Source organism: Modestobacter sp. VKM Ac-2982 (assembly GCF_026967935.1).
Taxonomy (GTDB): Bacteria; Actinomycetota; Actinomycetes; order Mycobacteriales; family Geodermatophilaceae; genus Modestobacter.
Window position 1 is genome coordinate 528245 of the sequence record NZ_JAPVBL010000001.1, and the last position, 15151, is coordinate 543395.

Sequence of the window (15151 nt, forward strand, 5' to 3'; positions counted from 1 at the left end):
CGCGACAGAGCCTGGATCGGCGCTGTGCACGTCGCCTCGCGGCGCGTCGTCACCGACCGGGTGGCGTCGTCCGGCATGTCGCGGTCGGCGCGGACCGGTCCGTCACGCTGGGTGGAGCTGTTGCCTCGGTCACGTAGGCGTGCATCGGGGCGCTGGTTACCCGACAGTAGGTCGATCCGGACTCCCCCGAACCAGGAGGCACCGACGATGACGTCGACCGCCAGCCGCCCCGCCGAGATCGACGACACCTGGCCGCCCCAGCCACCCGTCCTGCACTCCCCGTGGCACACGCCCGAGCGGGCCGCGCTGATGGAGCAGGCGCGCCGGTTCGCCATGGACGAGGTGCTGCCGGTCGCGAACGAGCTCGACCCGCAGAAGGGCGAGATCCCGCAGCACCTCCTCGAACGGCTCGGCGAGCTCGGGTGGTTCGGCATCACCGTTGCCGCGGCCGACGGTGGGCTGGGGCTCGGCGTCTTCGAGTACTGCATGGTCAGCGAGGAGCTGGCCCGGGCGTGGATGAGCGTGGCCAGCATCCTGGCCCGGTCGCAGGGCATGGGGACGGCGGTCGCCGACCCCGACCGCCGCCGAGAGCTGCTGCGGCGCAGCGCCGGTGGCTCCTGGATCGGCGCGGTGGCGCTGTCGGAGCCCGAGGCCGGCTCTGACCTGGCGAACGTGCAGACCCGCGCGGTGCGCGACGGCGACGACTGGGTGGTCACCGGGCGCAAGCGCTGGTGCGGCAACGCCAAGGCCGCCGACTTCATCCAGGTGCTGGTCCGGGTGGCCGATCCGCAGCCGGGGGAGTCCCGTTCCCGGGGGCTGCGGAACCTGCTGCTGGTCAAGGAGCGCGGCGCGTTCCCGCCCGGGCTGTCCGGCCACGCCATCGACAAGGTCGGCTACCACGGCTTCCTGACCTGGGACCTCACCTTCGACGGGGTCCGCATCCCGGCCGCGGACCTGATCGTCGCCCCCGGCGAGGGCGGCTCGGACTCCGGCGCCGGGTTCCGCGAGGCGCAGGCCTTCCTGAACACCGCCCGGGTGCACACCGCCGCCCGCGCCGTCGGCCTGGCCCGGGCCGCGGTCGAGGACTGCGTGCTCTACCTGCAGGAGCGCGCGCAGTTCGGCCACCCGATCGGTGACTTCCAGGCGCTGCGGTTCGCGCTGGCCGAGATGGCCGCGGACGTGGAGCAGGCGCGGGCGTTCTACCGCCAGGTGGCCCACCTGCTCGACGAGGGCGTGCCGTGCGAGCGGGAGGCGGCGATGGTGAAGCTGCAGGCCACCGAGATGGCGGTGCGGGTCACCAACCAGGCCATGCAGCTGCACGGTGGCAACGGCTACACCACCGAACGGCAGGTGGAGCGGCACTGGCGGGACGCCCGGCTCACCACGATCTTCGAGGGCACCAGCGAGATCCAGAAGCGGATCATCAGCAACACGATGCTCCCGCGCAGCCCGCTGGGCTGACGGGAGAGCAGCCCGCTGGGCTGACGGGAGAGCAGCCCGCTGGGCTGACGGGAGAGCAGCCCGCTGGGCTGCCTGTGAGTCCGGCCGGGTTCGGTGTCGGCCGGGGATCGACTGGGCAGGAGAGGGCCGCGCCACCGGCGTGCCACGCGGACTCGCCGGGCACGCCCATCTCCTCAGCACCGGGGGATCCAGCGCCGGTCCCCGCTCGTCCCGGGGAAGGAGACGCACGTGTCATCGCAGCACGACCAGCCACCGTCGGCGGGCCCGCCGACCGACGCCTCCGCCAGCGGACAGGCGGGGACGGCGACCGACGCCGGTGTGCCCGCTGGGGTCCGGACCGCCGGGATGTGGTGCCTCTGGACGCTGGCGATCGGCGCCGTCGTCTACTTCGCGGTGCAGCTGGCCGTCGTCCTGGGCACCGTGGTGCTCACCTTCCTGGGCGGTCTGCTGCTGACCGCGCTCCTGCGGCCGGTCGCCTCCTGGCTGGACCGGACCGGGCTGCCCCGCCTGGCGGCGACCTGGCTGGTGATGGTGCTCTTCCTCGTCCTGCTGGGCGGGGTCGGCTACTTCCTGCAGCAACGGGTCGCCCGGGAGTGGGCCAGCCTGCGCCCCACCCTGGTCAGCGGGCTGGACCGGGTGCGCACCAGCCTGGTCGAGACGCTCGGCCTGCCCCGGGAACGGGTCAACTCGATCATCGACGGGCTGATCGCCCAGCTGACCGGCGGGTTCGGGGGTGGCGCCGGCGGGCCGGGGATGGTGGTGACCGGTGCCACGACCGCGGTCACCGTGGCGGCAGGGCTGGTCCTCGCCCTGTTCACCGCGTTCTGGCTGATCTACGACGGGGCCCGGATCTGGCGGCTGTGCCTCCGGATCGTGCCGGCCGACCGCCGGGCGGCCGCCGACGACGCGGGGAACGGCGCCTGGCACACCCTGGGTGGATACCTGCGGGGCACCACGGCCGTCGCGCTCATCGACGCCGTCGGCATCGGCCTGGCGCTGCTGCTCATCGGCGTGCCGCTCGCCTTCGCCCTGGCCGTGCTGACCTTCCTCGGCGCCTACATCCCGGTCGTCGGTGCATTCGTGGCGGGGCTGGCCGCGGTGGTGGTCGCCTTTGCCGCGGGCGGGCTGACCGACGCCCTGCTCGTGCTGGGTGCAGTGGTCGTGGTCCAGCAGATCGAGGGCAACCTCCTGCAGCCGCTGATCATGCGGCGGACCGTCTTCCTGCACCCCCTGGGGATCGTCTACGCCCTCACCGTCGGCGGCCTGCTGTGGGGGATCGGTGGGGCGGTGATCGCCGTGCCGCTGGCCGCCGTGGTGTACGCGATCGCCGTCGCCCTGGCCGACCGCAAGGGCGGCGAGGAGCCAGAACCGCGTCCGCGGGGCCTCCGTCTCCGGACCGGCGGTGCCTCCCGGGCCGACGCGCCGTCCGCCGACGGCCGGCCGGCCGTCGGCAACGGGGGACCTAGCCGCCGGGACCAGGCAGCGGAGGCGTCCGAGGGCTCCTGATCGTCACGGTGGTGCCCTCCGGGCCGGGGACGACGGTGACGTCGGCGAACGCGGTCATCAACGTCGCCCCCCGCCCGCGGTCCATGCTCGGCACCCGTTCCCGCCACTGCCCGTGGTCCCGCACGGTGATCTCCACGCCGTCGACGGAGGCCTCGATGGTCACCTCGATGACCGGCTGGGTCGGGTGCTGGGCGTGCTCCACCGCGTTGGTGGCGGCCTCGCAGGCGGCCAGCAGCAGGTCGTAGACCTGGTCCTCGTCCAGCCCGGCGGCGGTCAGGACCCGGCGCAGGGCCCGGCGCAGCCCGGGGATGGCCCGGGGTACGGCGGGGAAACGCCAGTGCTCCTGGAGCACCGGTGCGGTCGTCGGGTGCCGGGGCGTGGCCGGCGGCCGGCAGACCGGCACCAGCGCACGGACCTCGGCCGGTCCGGCCGGGACGGGCGGCGTCGGCACCGGCGGAACGGGGACCGGTCCGGCGGCGGCTGCGTCGCGGGCACCCGAGCCCCGCTCGACCGCGACGCGCACCCGGGCGATCAGCTCGGCGGCCTGGAACGGCTTGGCGAGGTGGTCGTCGACCCCGGCGGCGAACCCCTCGACCGCGGCCTCCTGACCGGCCCGGGCGGTCAGCATGATCACCGGGATGGTGCGGGTGGCGGGGTCGGCGCGCAGCCGGCGCAGCAGTTCGAAGCCGTCCACGCGCGGCATCATCACGTCGGTGAGGACGACGTCGGGCCGGTGCTCGGCCGCGGCCGCCAGTGCCTCCTCACCGTTGGTGCAGGTCCGCACCCGCCAGATCGGCGCCAGCAGCCTCGTCAGGTAGCTGCGCATGTCGGCGTTGTCGTCGACGACCAGGATCGTGGCCGTCGCGTCGGAGGGCGCGTCCGGCAGCTCGTCGGGGGTCACGTCGGCGACCCAGGAGGCGGCGGTGCCGTGCGCGGTCACCGAGGGGGTGGCCGACGCGACCGCGTCGGCGGACGTGTCGGGGCTGCCGTAGGGGACGGCGACGGTGAAGGTGCTCCCGGCGCCCGGTTCGCTCTCCACCGTCACGGTGCCGCCGTGCAGGCCGACCAGCTCGCGGACCAGGGCCAGCCCGATCCCGGTGCCCTCCCGGGTGCGTGCCGAGGAGCCCCGCACCCGGTGGAAGCGGTCGAACACCAGCGGCAGCTCGGCGGCCGGGATGCCGATCCCGGTGTCGGCGACGGTGAGGACCACCTGGTCGGCCTCACCGCGCAGGGTCAGCTCGATGCGGCCGACGAAGGTGTACTTCACCGCGTTGGTGAGCAGGTTGAGGACCACCTTCTCCCACATCCGCGGGTCGACGTGCACCGGCCGGTCCAGCGGGGGGCAGTCGACCGACAGCTGCAGGCCGGCCCGCTCGGCGGCGGCCCGCAACACCCCGGCCAGCTCGGCGGTGAAGGCGGCGACGTCGGTCTCCACCCGGACGGCCTCGGCCCGGCCGGCCTCGATGCTGGCGACGTCCATCAGGTCGTTGACCAGGCGCTGCAGGCGCTGCCCGTTCCGCAACGCCAGCTCCAGCTGGTCGCGGGCTCCGCGGGGCAGTTGGTCGGAGGTGTCGGCCAGGACGTCGCTGATCGGCCCGAGCAGCAGGGTGAGCGGGGTGCGCAGCTCGTGGCTCACGTCGGAGAAGAACGCCGTCTTCGCCCGGTCGAGCTCGGCCAGCGACTCGGCCCGCTGCCGTTCGGACTCGAACGCCCGGGCGTTGCCCAGGGCGCTGGTGAACTGCCCGGCGACCAGGTCCAGGAAGGTGCGGTACTCGGGGTCCAGTGCGCGGTTCGGGCTGATCCCGGCGACCAGGACGCCGATCCGCTCCTCACCCGCGGCGCCGCCCAGCGGCAGCACGGCGGCATCGCGCACCGGGTCCTGCCAGAACCCGCCGACCAGCCCCAGCCCGCCGACCGGTCCGGGCAGCGCGGCGGCGTCGGGGACGGACGCGGGCAGCAGGTCGGCCGGGCAGCCGACCGTGCCGGCCCGCCGGAGGCCGTCGCCCTCGTCGAGGTAGACGGCGGCGAACGGCACGTCGAGCGGGTCGCTGCCCAGGGTGCGGCACAGCCCGGCGAGCACGGCCTCCTCGTCCCCGCGCTCCGCCTCGGTGCAGGACAGCTCGTGCAGGAGTCTCTGGCGCCGTTCGCCGAGCACCTCGTTGGTCACCTCGGTGCAGACGGCGTGCATCCCGGCGACGAGCCCGTCGTCGCCGAAGGCCGGCGCGTGGGAGACGGTGAAGTAGGTCTCCTCGCGGTAGCCGGCGCGCTCCAGCAGCAGGGGCAGCCGGGGCAGCCAGGACGCCTCGCGGGTGGTGATCGCGTGCTCGACCGGCCCCTGGAGCACGCCCCACCCCTCGGCCTGGGTGACCCGCAGGTCGCGCCCGAGGGCCCCGGGGTGCTTGGCGCCGATCAGGGTGGCGTAGCCGTCGTTGTACAGCTGGGTGTACTCGGGGCCCCAGGTGAGGATCATGGGGAAGCGCGAGGCCAGGATGGTGCGGACGGCGTACCGGAGGCTCGCCGGCCACCCCTCGACCGGGCCCACCGGCGTCGCGGACCAGTCGAGCCCGGCCAGCAGCCGGCCGGTCTCGCCGCCACCGGCGAAGAGGTCGGCGGCGGAGGGTGACCCCGGCGCGGCAGAGGTCGGATCGGGGGCCACGCACACCTCCAGCCGGGACACCAGCACGCCTGCGAGCCCGGGCATCGCTGTACCCGGAGGCGGTCGCCAGCGACCCACCCGCAGCGTGCAACCTACCTCCGGCAGGCGGCGCCTGCCCTGAGGCCAGCTGTGCCCCCGGACGGCCGGGCGGGTTGGATGGGGCAGAACCGCCGGGAGAGCCCTGGCGCCGACCCCGAGGAGACCCCCGTGGCAGAGCTGACCCGTCCCGACGTCGAGCCCCCCACCGGGCCTGCCCCGTCCGACCTGGTGATCGAGGACCTGGTGGTCGGTGAGGGCGCCGAGGCCACCGCCGGCAGCCTGGTGAGCGCGCACTACGTGGGCGTCACCCACGACGGCGGCGAGCAGTTCGACGCCTCCTGGGACCGTGGCGACCCGCTGGAGTTCCGGATCGGCGTCGGCATGGTCATCCAGGGCTGGGACGAGGGCATCGTCGGCATGAAGGTCGGCGGCCGCCGCCGGCTGACCATCCCGCCGCACAAGGCCTACGGCGAGCGCGGGGCCGGCGGCGTCATCAAGCCCGGCGCCACCCTGGTCTTCGTGGTGGACCTCGTCGGCGTCCGCTGACGGGAACCGACCCAGTGCGCTGAGTGCCAGGTCCGCGCGCCGGACCTGGCACTCAGCGCACACCGTCAGATCGCGAGCTGGCCGTAGAACTCGCGGGGGTCGGCGGACAGGGCGGCCTTGACGCCTCGGCTCCAGTCGTCGACCAGCACCTCCCACTCGCCGGCCTGGACGCCGTCGAGGGCGGCCCGGACGACGTCGGCCGGGTCGCTCATCGGGCCGGTGTAGCCGGCCATCATGTCGGTGTCGGCGGCTCCCAGCACGACCCCGGTGACCGCCGTGCCCTGCTCGGTGAGCTCGATCCGGACGCCGTTGGTCAGGCTCCACTCCGCGGCCTTGGCGGCGCTGTAGGCGTTGGCGCCGGCGGTGGAGAACCAGGAGAGCGCCGAGAGCACGTTGGCGATCGCGCCCCCGCCGTTGCGGGCGAGCACCGGCGCGAACGCCCGGATGACGCCCAGCGTGCCGAAGAAGTGCGTCTCCATCTCCAGCCGGACGTCGGCCAGGTCGCCGGTGACCAGGTCGGCCCGGGTCGTGAGGCCGGCGTTGTTGACCAGCAGCGTGACGTCGCCGGCGGCCGCGGCTGCGGCGGCGATCGACCCCGGGTCGGTGACGTCCAGCCGCAGCACCTCCACGCCCGGGACGTCGACGAGCTCGGGGCGGCGGGAGGTGGCGTAGACCTTGGCTGCGCCGCGCTCGAGCAGCTGCTGGGCGAAGTGGCGGCCCAGGCCGCGGTTCGCGCCGGTGACCAGGGCGACGGATCCGGTGATGTCCATGGTGGTTCTCCTTGCGTTCGGGTGGGCTGCCGAGGACGCTAAGACCTGACGTTGACGTCAGAGTCAATGGTGAGGTCGATCACTGAGGGGGTCCGGTGCTGCGCATCGGAGAGGTCGCCGCCCGCGCCGGCGTGAGCGTGCGGGCGCTGCGCTACTACGAGGAGCAGGGTCTGTTGGAGGCCGAGCGCACCCCGAGCGGGCAGCGCCGGTACCCGGAGAGCGCCGTGGGTCGGGTCCGGTTCATCCAGCAGATGTACGCCGCGGGGCTGGGCAGCGCGGACGTCCTGGAGGTGCTGCCGTGCGTGCACACCGGCGTCGCGACGCCGGAGATGCTGGACCGGCTGGTCGAGCAGCGGGACGGCATCGACCGGCAGATCGCCGAGCTGACCCAGGCCCGCGAGCGGCTGGACGAGATCATCCGGATAGGCGCGGAGCACGTGCCGGGGGCCCGGGCGGCGACCCGGTCTCCTCGGCGATGAGTTCCGGCCGTCCCGGGGGTCTTCCCGGCATGACCACCGCAGCGCACCCCGCCCAGCCGCTCGACGCCGTCTTCCGCTGCGTCATCGAGAAGGACGGCGCCTTCCCCACCTACCTGGAGCTGCCGGGCTCGGCCGAGGTGCTCGGCACCCGGCGGGCGGTGAAGGTCGCCGGCACCCTGGACGGGCACCCCTTCGCCGCCACGCTCATGCCCTCGGGGCAGGGGCCGCACTGGCTCCCGCTGCGGAAGGCGCTGTGCGCGGGGATCGGCAAGAGCGAGGCCGGGGCCCCGGTGCTGGTCCACCTGGAGGAGCGCCTCAGCTGACCGGCGGGCCGCTGTCGCCCCCGGACACCCGGTGCGGGTGCTCGTCGATCAGCGAGCCGGGCATCCTCTCCGGCCGGGTGACCACCGGAATGCCCGGCACGACCAGCGGGTTGGGCGGGGCATGCAGGTCGAGGTGTGGTCCGACGTCGTGTGCCCGTGGTGCTACATCGGCAAGCGCAAGCTGGAGACGGCGCTCTCCCGCTTCCCGCACGCCGATCAGGTCGAGGTGGTCTGGCGGTCGTTCCAGCTCGACCCGAGCGTCCCCGAGGGCCACACCGAGCCCACCCTGCCGGCGCTGGCCGCCAAGTACGGGCGCAGCGTCGAGGAGATGGCCGGTCAGATGCGCCGGGTCGAGGAGGTCGCCGCCGCCGAGGGGCTGCAGTACGACCTCGTCCAGGGCGTCAGCGGCAACACCCTGCTCGCCCACCAGCTCCTCCACCTCGCTGCCGAGCGGGGCCTGGGCGATGCGATGAAGGAGCGCCTGCTGCACGCGCACTTCACCGAGCACCGTTCGGTGTTCGACGTCGAGGGGCTCGTGCCGCTCGCCGTGGAGGTCGGCCTGGCCGAGGACGAGGTCCGGGCCGCGCTGGCCGACCGTCGGTACCTGCCCGCCGTCCACTCCGACATCGAGACCGCGCGGGCGCTCGGCGCGACCGGCGTCCCGTTCTTCGTCGTCGACCGCACCTACGGGGCCGCCGGGGCACAGCCGGCCGAGCAGCTGCTGCAGCTGCTCGAGCGCGCCTGGGCCGACACCCACCCGCTCACCACCGTCCCCGCCGCCGAGGGCTGCGAGGACGGGAGCTGCCGGACCTGATCGGCACGCCCCTCTGCTAGCCGAGCAGGCGGGGGGCGCGCTCCAGGGCCTTGCGGGCGTCGGCGGCCAGCCGGCGGACGACGTCGCTCGCCGACTCCTCGGCGGTGACCAGCCCGACCGACTCCCCGGCGTAGACCGGCGCGTGGTCGAGGTCGCCCTCCGCCCGGGCGCGGCGGACGAGGTCGGCCGCGGCGGTGTCGCCGCGCAGCTCGGTCTCCCGGCCGTGCCAGAGCTGGGTGAACTCGTTCACCAGCGCCCGCCCGGGCCAGCGCGCCGGCCAGGGCAGCCCCTGGGCGATGTCGAACGCGCTGGTCAGGACGGTGTCGTCGCCGCCCGCGGCCCGGATCCGCTCCCGGGCGGCCGGGGAGTTGGCCGCCTCGGTGCAGGACAGGAACGGGGTGCCGATCCAGGCCCCTGCGGCGCCGGCAACCAGGACGGCGGCCAGCCCCGCACCGGTGGCCACCCCGCCCGCGGCGAGCACCGGCCGGTCGGTCGCGGCCAGCACCTCCTGCAGCAGCGGCAGGGTGGCCCGCTGCCCGGTGTGCCCGCCGGCCTCGGTGCCCTGGGCCACGATGACGTCGGCCCCGGCCGCCACGGCACGGTCCAGGTCGGCCAGCGAGTTCACCGCGGTGGCCACCGCGATGCCGGCGTCGTGCAGCGGCCCCACGAACGGCTCCGGGTCGCCGAAGGAGACCGAGACCAGGGCCGGCTCGGTGGCGATCGCCGCGGCCAGCAGCTCCGGGCGCTGCTCCAGGGCCCAGACCATCAGGCCGACCCCGAAGGAGACGTCCGCCTCCGTGGGCAGCCGCGCCTGTTCGGCCAGCCACTCCACCGGGGTGTCGGACCCGACGCCGATCATGCCCAGCCCGCCGCCGAGGGAGACGGCGCGGGCCAGCTCCCCGCCGGCCACCCCGGCCATCGGGGCACCGAAGACCGGCACGTCGAGGTCGAACCAGCGGGTCAGCGGGGTCTTGATCACCCGACCATCGTCGTCCCTCGCCCCGCGGGGCGCAGCGGCGGTCAGCGGCGGGTGACGTCGGCGGTGAAGGCCTGGAGCCGCTTGCGCAGGCCGATGGCCTGCTCCTCGATCGCGAGGGCCTGCAGCTCCTCGTCGAGGTGCTGCGCCGACGGCGGGACGGCGGTCACCCGGCTCGCGCAGTCCAGGTCGGCGCAGATGTAGGTGCCCACGGTGTTGCCGTTGCGCCCCGCCTCGCCGACCCGCCGAGCGGTGAACAGCGAGACTTCGGCGGCCGACTGCACCGAGTGGCACAGCAGGCACATCGCCGACCGGCGGCTGGACATCTTCGTGTCGGCGGCCCGCAGCGCGATGCCGATCGGGTCGCCGTCCTGTTCGTGCACCAGGTACCCGCGCAGCTCGGCCTTGGCGTCCCGCCAGCCGAGCACGTCGAGCGACGCCCAGTCCAGCTCGTCCAGGTCGCGCGGCGGCGTGAGGGACGCGGCCTCGCTGCGGGAGCAGTTGACCATCGAGCGGCGGATCGCCGCCTCGGTCAGGGCGTGCACGGGGACCTCCAGCGACGTCGGGACGGGACGGCCGCAGAGGTTACGTACCGCGCCCGTCCCGACGCACCCGGATTTCCCAACCCCCCCGTCCCACCAAGATGGCCATCTTGGTGGGACCGGGGTCAGCTGGTGGCTGGGCCGCCGTGCTCGGTGCCGGAGAGGTTGCGCAGCAGCTCGTGGGCGCGCTCGGCGCGCTTCGAGTCCTGCTCCATCACCTCGCGGAAGAACGCGGCGATGTCGTCCAGGCCGGCGTTCTCGGCGTCCCGGACGTACTGGCCGTAGTCGTGCCCGGCCTTGAGGGAGTGGTACTGGACGGAGATCAGGTCGAACGTGACGTCGGCGAAGCCGGTCTCACCGGTGGCCATGGGTCCTCCTCTGGAGTGCGCCGGGGCCGTTGCTGGGCCTCTGGGTCGGACGCTCTCGCGCTACCCGGGCCTCCGGCGGGTGACACACGCCGGGTCGGACCGGTCCGTCTCAGGTCTGGTCGTTGGTCGGGGCCTCGCCCACCGCGCCGGCGAACCCGCCGGTGACGTCGCCGCCGCCGGCCTCGTCGGTCTCGGTGCGGGAGGTGGCGAGCTCGTCCTCGCCGCTCGTGACCTCGTCGTCCTCGGTGGAGGCGAGGTCCTCGCCCTCGCCGAGGGCGCCGGGGTCGGCCTGCAGGGTGCGTGGGTCGTTGAGCGGGTCGGGGACGTCGGGATCGGTGACGGTCATGCCTGGACCGTGCCCCGGTGGTGCGCCGTCCGAACGTACGTAACTGGACAGTTAATTAAGGAACCTGTTACACATCGCGGCATGGAGGCTCTCGCGGCGCTGGCCGACCCGACCCGGCGGCAGATCGTCTCCCTGCTCGCCGCCGGTGAGCGGGGTGCCGGCGAGCTGGCCGGGCAGTTCCCGGTCAGCCGTCCGGCGATCAGCCGGCACCTGCGGGTGCTCCGCGAGGCCGGGCTGGTGCAGGTCCGGGTGGAGGGGCAGCGCCGGGTCTACGCGCTGGACCCGGCACCGCTGTCGGAGCTGGACGCCTGGCTGGCCCCCTACCGGCGGCTGTGGGCGCAGCGGCTGGACGCGCTGGACACCGAGATCGCCCGCGGACGGCGGGCCCGAACGCAGGAGGACGGTCGATGACGACACCGGACGAGCGGCTGGGGCAGGTCACCGAACTGCCGGAGGGGGTGCGGCTGCAGTTCCGTCGCAGCTGGCCGGACCCGATCGACGACGTCTGGGCGGCGCTCACCGAGCCCGACCGGATGGTCCGCTGGATCGGCACCTACGAGGGGGAGCGGCGGGCCGGCGGGGCGGGCAGGTTCACCATGACGCACGAGGAGACGCCGATCGGTGAGCCGATGCGGATCGTGGAGTGCGAGGCGCCGCGCCGGCTGGTGGTCGACTGGGACACCGAGGAGGGCTGGCGGGTCGAACTGGACCTGACCGCCCAGGACGGCGAGACGGTCCTGCTCTTCACCCAGCTCTTCCCGCCGGGCACCCAGGTCACCGACTACGTGCTGGGCTGGCACTGGTACCTGGACAAGTTCGACGCCGAGGTGGGCGACCGCCCGGCGCCCGGCGACTGGGACGGTTTCCTCGCCGCCACCGGCCCGGCCTACGGGCGCGCCCCGCAGGGCTGAGCCGGTTGGCCGACCGTGGAGCCGGGTCGCGTCGCGGCTCCACGGTCGGGTGGGTGGCTCAGGCCTGGGCGGCCCGGGCGGGCTGGACGTGGACCGGGTCCGGTCCGGTCCACGGGCCCAGCCGGTGCAGCAGCCGGTCGCGGGAGGCCAGCCGCGGGCCGGCCTGGACCGGGTACGCGTCGTAGGAGCTGGTCAGGGCACGGGCGGCGTGCAGGGCGAAGTTCGGGTCGTCCTGGGCCTCCCGGGCGACGGCGACCAGGTCGGCCTGCCCGGTGGCGACGACGGCGTCTGCCTGCTGCGGGTCGACGAGCAGGCCCACGGCCATGGTCGGGATGCCGACCTGCTCCTTGATCGCGGCGGCGAAGGGCACCTGGTACCCGTAGCCGATCGGGTGCTCCCAGCCGCTGCCGATGCCCCCGCCGGAGACGTCGATCGCGTCCACCCCGAGGGCCTTCAGCTCGCGACAGAAGGCGATCGTGTCGGCCAGCGTCGTCCCGTCGCGGGTCGCGTCGACGGCGGAGACCCGCACCATCAGCGGCAGGTCGGCCGGCCAGACGGCGCGCACGGCCTCGACCACCTCGAGCGGGAACCGCATCCGGTTCTCCAGCGACCCGCCGTAGGCGTCGGTGCGGGTGTTGGTCAGCGGGGAGAGGAACTCGTTGAGCAGGTAGCCGTGCGCGGTGTGCACCTCGGCGACCTGGAACCCGGCGGTCAGCGCCCGGCGCGCGGCGGCGACGAACGCGTCGCGCACCGCGGGGAGCTCCTCCAGCGCCAGCGCGCGGGGGGCCGGCCAGCCCTCGCCCATCGGCACGCCGCTGGGGGAGACCGGCGTCCACGGGACGTCGCCGGGCCGGGCGTTCTCCGCGGTGACCGGGCCGTCGCCGTCCCAGGGGCGGAGCGTGCTGCCCTTGCCGCCGGCGTGCGCCAGCTGGATCGCCGCCACGCTGCCGTGCTCGCGCAGGAAGGCGGCGACGCGGGCCAGGCCGGGCACCTGCTCGTCGTTCCACAGGCCGACGTCGCCGGGGCTGATCCGGCCCTCGGCGGTCACGCCGGTGGCCTCGACCAGCACCAGGCCGAAGCCGCCGAGGGCGAACCGGCCCAGGTGGGCCAGGTGGTAGTCGCCGACCACCCCGTCGGAGACGCAGTACTGGCACATCGGCGCGACCGCCAGGCGGTTGGGGAGGGTGACCCCGCGCAGGGTCAGGGGCTGCAGGAGCTGAGGTGTGCTCACGACCGCCGTCAACCGCGCGGTGGCCGGGAGGCATTCCGCAGGGAGGTACGTCACACTCTTGGTAGACGTTCTAGACGTACGCCTTTCGACCGGTAGCCTGGCCCGATCCCCCCGGCCCCAGCGTTGCGGTCGGGGGTCGACACAACGCCGGTGCGACACCCACGCCGGCGGCACCCGAAGGAGGAGACGCCGTGACTGCCGTGGCCACCCCAGGTCTCGAGAACGCCCCCACCACGCATGCCCGACTCCTCGCCTGGGTGCAGGAGATGGCCGAGCTGACCACGCCGGACCGGGTGGTCTGGGTCGACGGTTCCGACGAGGAGTGGGAGCGGCTGACCGGCAGCCTCGTCGAGGCCGGGACCTTCCGCCGGCTGGACGCGAAGCCGAACTCCTTCTGGTGCGCCTCCGACCCCAGTGACGTCGCCCGGGTCGAGGACCGCACCTTCATCTGCTCGGTCGACGAGGCCGACGCCGGTCCGACCAACAACTGGATGGAACCGGCCGAGATGAAGGCCGTCATGACCGAGCTGTACCGGGGGTGCATGCGCGGCCGGACGATGTACGTCATCCCGTTCTGCATGGGGCCGGTCGAGGCCGAGAACCCGATGTTCGGCGTCGAGCTCACCGACTCCGAGTACGTCGTCGTCTCCATGCGGGTCATGGCGCGGATCGGCAGCCGGGTGCTGGAGGCCATGGGCGAGGACCGCCCGTTCGTGCCGGCGATGCACTCCCTCGGCGCCCCGCTGGAGTCCGGTCAGGCCGACGTCCCGTGGCCGTGCAGCGACACCAAGTACATCGTGCACTTCCCGGAGGAGCGGGCCATCTGGTCCTACGGCTCCGGCTACGGCGGCAACGCCCTGCTGGGCAAGAAGTGCTACTCCCTGCGCATCGCCTCGGTGATGGCCCGGGACGAGGGCTGGCTCGCCGAGCACATGCTGATCCTCAAGCTCACCAGCCCGCAGCAGAAGGTCTACTACGTCGCCGGTGCCTTCCCGTCGGCCTGCGGCAAGACGAACCTGGCGATGCTCGAGCCGACCATCCCGGGCTGGAAGGTCGAGACGGTCGGCGATGACATCGCCTGGATGCGCTTCGGCGAGGACGGCCGGCTCTACGCCGTCAACCCCGAGTTCGGGCTGTTCGGGGTCGCCCCGGGCACCGGCTGGGACACCAACCCCAACGCCATGCGCACGATCGACAACGGCAACTCCGTGTTCACCAACGTCGCGCTGACCGACGACGGCGACGTCTGGTGGGAGGGCATGACCGACGACGCCCCCGCCCACCTGACCGACTGGAAGGGCCGGGACTGGACGCCGGAGAGCGACGAGCCCTCCAGCCACCCGAACAGCCGCTTCTGCACGCCGATCACCCAGTGCCCGATCCTCGCGCCGGAGTACACCGACCCGAAGGGCGTGCCGATCTCGGCGATCCTCTTCGGCGGACGCCGCAAGACCACGATCCCGCTGGTCAGCGAGGCCCGGGACTGGAACCACGGCGTGTTCATGGGCGCCACGCTCTCCTCGGAGACGACGGCCGCGGCCACCGGCGCCGTCGGCGTCGTCCGCCGCGACCCCTTCGCCATGCTGCCGTTCATCGGCTACAACGCCGGTGACTACTTCCAGCACTGGGTCGACACCGGCAAGCAGCACGACGCCAGCAAGCTGCCGCGGATCTTCTACGTGAACTGGTTCCGCCGGGACGACGAGGGCGGCTTCCTGTGGCCGGGCTTCGGGGAGAACAGCCGCGTGCTCAAGTGGGTCGTGGAGCGCCTCGAGGGCACTGCGGCCGCCGAGGAGACCCCGGTCGGGCACGTGCCGACGCCGGACTCGCTCGACGTCTCCGGGCTGGGCATGACCCGCGACCAGGTCGAGCAGGCCCTGCGCGTGGACCGGGACGAGTGGCAGGCCGAGGTCCCGCAGATCACCGAGTGGTTCGAGAAGTTCGGCGAGAAGCTCCCCAGCACCATGTGGGACGAGCTGGAGATCCTCAAGAGCCGGCTCGCCTAGCAGGCCGCCCCTCCGGGCGCCATGGACCGGGTCGGCCGCCGCGGATGCCGACCCTCGGGACGAGGTCCCGCTCACCGACAGCGTCGTCGGGGGGCGGGACCTCGTCGCATCCGGCGACGCTCCGCTCCCGTGCCGCGGGTGACGGCGCCGCCGGGTTAGCGTGGCGAGGGCGCGCCC

Annotated in this window: 16 protein-coding genes; 9 read left to right on the forward strand and 7 right to left on the reverse strand. The window is 74.0% G+C overall.

The genetic code is table 11. The features are described 5' to 3' along the window. The first annotated feature begins 207 nt into the window (after positions 1–207). Positions 208–1461, forward strand: coding sequence for an acyl-CoA dehydrogenase family protein (locus O2W20_RS02605; RefSeq protein ID WP_269170195.1), 1254 nt, complete (start codon positions 208–210; stop codon positions 1459–1461). 228 nt (positions 1462–1689) lie between these two features. After that, positions 1690–2967, forward strand: coding sequence for an AI-2E family transporter (locus O2W20_RS02610; protein ID WP_269170196.1), 1278 nt, complete (start codon positions 1690–1692; stop codon positions 2965–2967). On the opposite strand, the gene O2W20_RS02615 is transcribed toward O2W20_RS02610, so the two are convergent. Next, positions 2924–5668, reverse strand: coding sequence for an ATP-binding protein (locus tag O2W20_RS02615; protein ID WP_269170197.1), 2745 nt, complete (start codon positions 5666–5668; stop codon positions 2924–2926). The genes O2W20_RS02610 and O2W20_RS02615 overlap by 44 nt on opposite strands. Positions 5669–5830: 162 nt before the next feature. On the opposite strand from O2W20_RS02615, the gene O2W20_RS02620 reads away from it, so the two are divergent. Then, positions 5831–6208 carry an FKBP-type peptidyl-prolyl cis-trans isomerase gene (locus O2W20_RS02620; RefSeq protein ID WP_269157952.1) on the forward strand — a complete coding sequence of 126 codons (378 nt, stop codon included), beginning with the start codon at positions 5831–5833 and terminating at the stop codon, positions 6206–6208. A 65-nt stretch (positions 6209–6273) separates the two neighbouring features. On the opposite strand, the gene O2W20_RS02625 is transcribed toward O2W20_RS02620, so the two are convergent. Next, the gene (locus O2W20_RS02625) at positions 6274–6978 is read right to left on the reverse strand and encodes an SDR family oxidoreductase (protein WP_269170198.1); all 705 of its coding nucleotides are present in this window, start codon (positions 6976–6978) and stop codon (positions 6274–6276) included. A gap of 95 nt (positions 6979–7073) precedes the next feature. Between O2W20_RS02625 and O2W20_RS02630 the strand changes: the two genes are divergently transcribed. The 3 genes from O2W20_RS02630 (at position 7074) to O2W20_RS02640 (ending at position 8594) form a co-directional block, all read left to right on the forward strand. Next, positions 7074–7457 carry a MerR family transcriptional regulator gene (locus O2W20_RS02630; RefSeq protein ID WP_269170199.1) on the forward strand — a complete coding sequence of 128 codons (384 nt, stop codon included), beginning with the start codon at positions 7074–7076 and terminating at the stop codon, positions 7455–7457. Between the two features lie 29 nt (positions 7458–7486). Then, the gene (locus O2W20_RS02635) at positions 7487–7780 is read left to right on the forward strand and encodes a DUF1905 domain-containing protein (protein WP_269170200.1); all 294 of its coding nucleotides are present in this window, start codon (positions 7487–7489) and stop codon (positions 7778–7780) included. Between the two features lie 121 nt (positions 7781–7901). Next, entirely contained in the window at positions 7902–8594 is a 693-nt protein-coding gene (locus O2W20_RS02640) for a DsbA family oxidoreductase (protein WP_269170201.1), read from the forward strand. Between the two features lie 16 nt (positions 8595–8610). On the opposite strand, the gene O2W20_RS02645 is transcribed toward O2W20_RS02640, so the two are convergent. From O2W20_RS02645 to O2W20_RS02660, 4 genes are all read right to left on the reverse strand, one after another. Further along, complete coding sequence (locus tag O2W20_RS02645; protein WP_269170202.1) at positions 8611–9573, reverse strand: NAD(P)H-dependent flavin oxidoreductase; 963 nt, start codon at positions 9571–9573, stop codon at positions 8611–8613. Between the two features lie 41 nt (positions 9574–9614). Beyond that, on the reverse strand, positions 9615–10115 hold the full coding sequence (locus O2W20_RS02650) for an FBP domain-containing protein (RefSeq protein WP_269170203.1): 501 nt from the start codon (positions 10113–10115) through the stop codon (positions 9615–9617). Between the two features lie 122 nt (positions 10116–10237). Then, a complete protein-coding gene (locus tag O2W20_RS02655) occupies positions 10238–10480 on the reverse strand; it encodes an acyl carrier protein (protein WP_269170204.1) in 243 nt (80 codons plus the stop codon). A 109-nt stretch (positions 10481–10589) separates the two neighbouring features. Then, on the reverse strand, positions 10590–10826 hold the full coding sequence (locus tag O2W20_RS02660) for a hypothetical protein (protein ID WP_269170205.1): 237 nt from the start codon (positions 10824–10826) through the stop codon (positions 10590–10592). An 81-nt stretch (positions 10827–10907) separates the two neighbouring features. Between O2W20_RS02660 and O2W20_RS02665 the strand changes: the two genes are divergently transcribed. Continuing rightward, positions 10908–11237: an ArsR/SmtB family transcription factor gene (locus O2W20_RS02665; RefSeq protein ID WP_269170206.1), complete on the forward strand. Its 330-nt coding sequence runs from the start codon at positions 10908–10910 to the stop codon at positions 11235–11237. Then, on the forward strand, positions 11234–11737 hold the full coding sequence (locus O2W20_RS02670) for an SRPBCC family protein (RefSeq protein WP_269170207.1): 504 nt from the start codon (positions 11234–11236) through the stop codon (positions 11735–11737). Before O2W20_RS02665 ends, O2W20_RS02670 begins: the two co-directional genes overlap by 4 nt. A 58-nt stretch (positions 11738–11795) precedes the next feature. Here O2W20_RS02670 and O2W20_RS02675 read toward each other — a convergent pair whose 3' ends face one another. Then, the gene (locus O2W20_RS02675) at positions 11796–12968 is read right to left on the reverse strand and encodes an NADH:flavin oxidoreductase/NADH oxidase (protein ID WP_269170208.1); all 1173 of its coding nucleotides are present in this window, start codon (positions 12966–12968) and stop codon (positions 11796–11798) included. A 191-nt stretch (positions 12969–13159) separates the two neighbouring features. Between O2W20_RS02675 and O2W20_RS02680 the strand changes: the two genes are divergently transcribed. After that, positions 13160–14974, forward strand: a complete 1815-nt coding sequence (locus O2W20_RS02680) for a phosphoenolpyruvate carboxykinase (GTP) (protein ID WP_269170209.1) — start codon at positions 13160–13162, stop codon at positions 14972–14974. Positions 14975–15151: the final 177 nt, after the last annotated feature.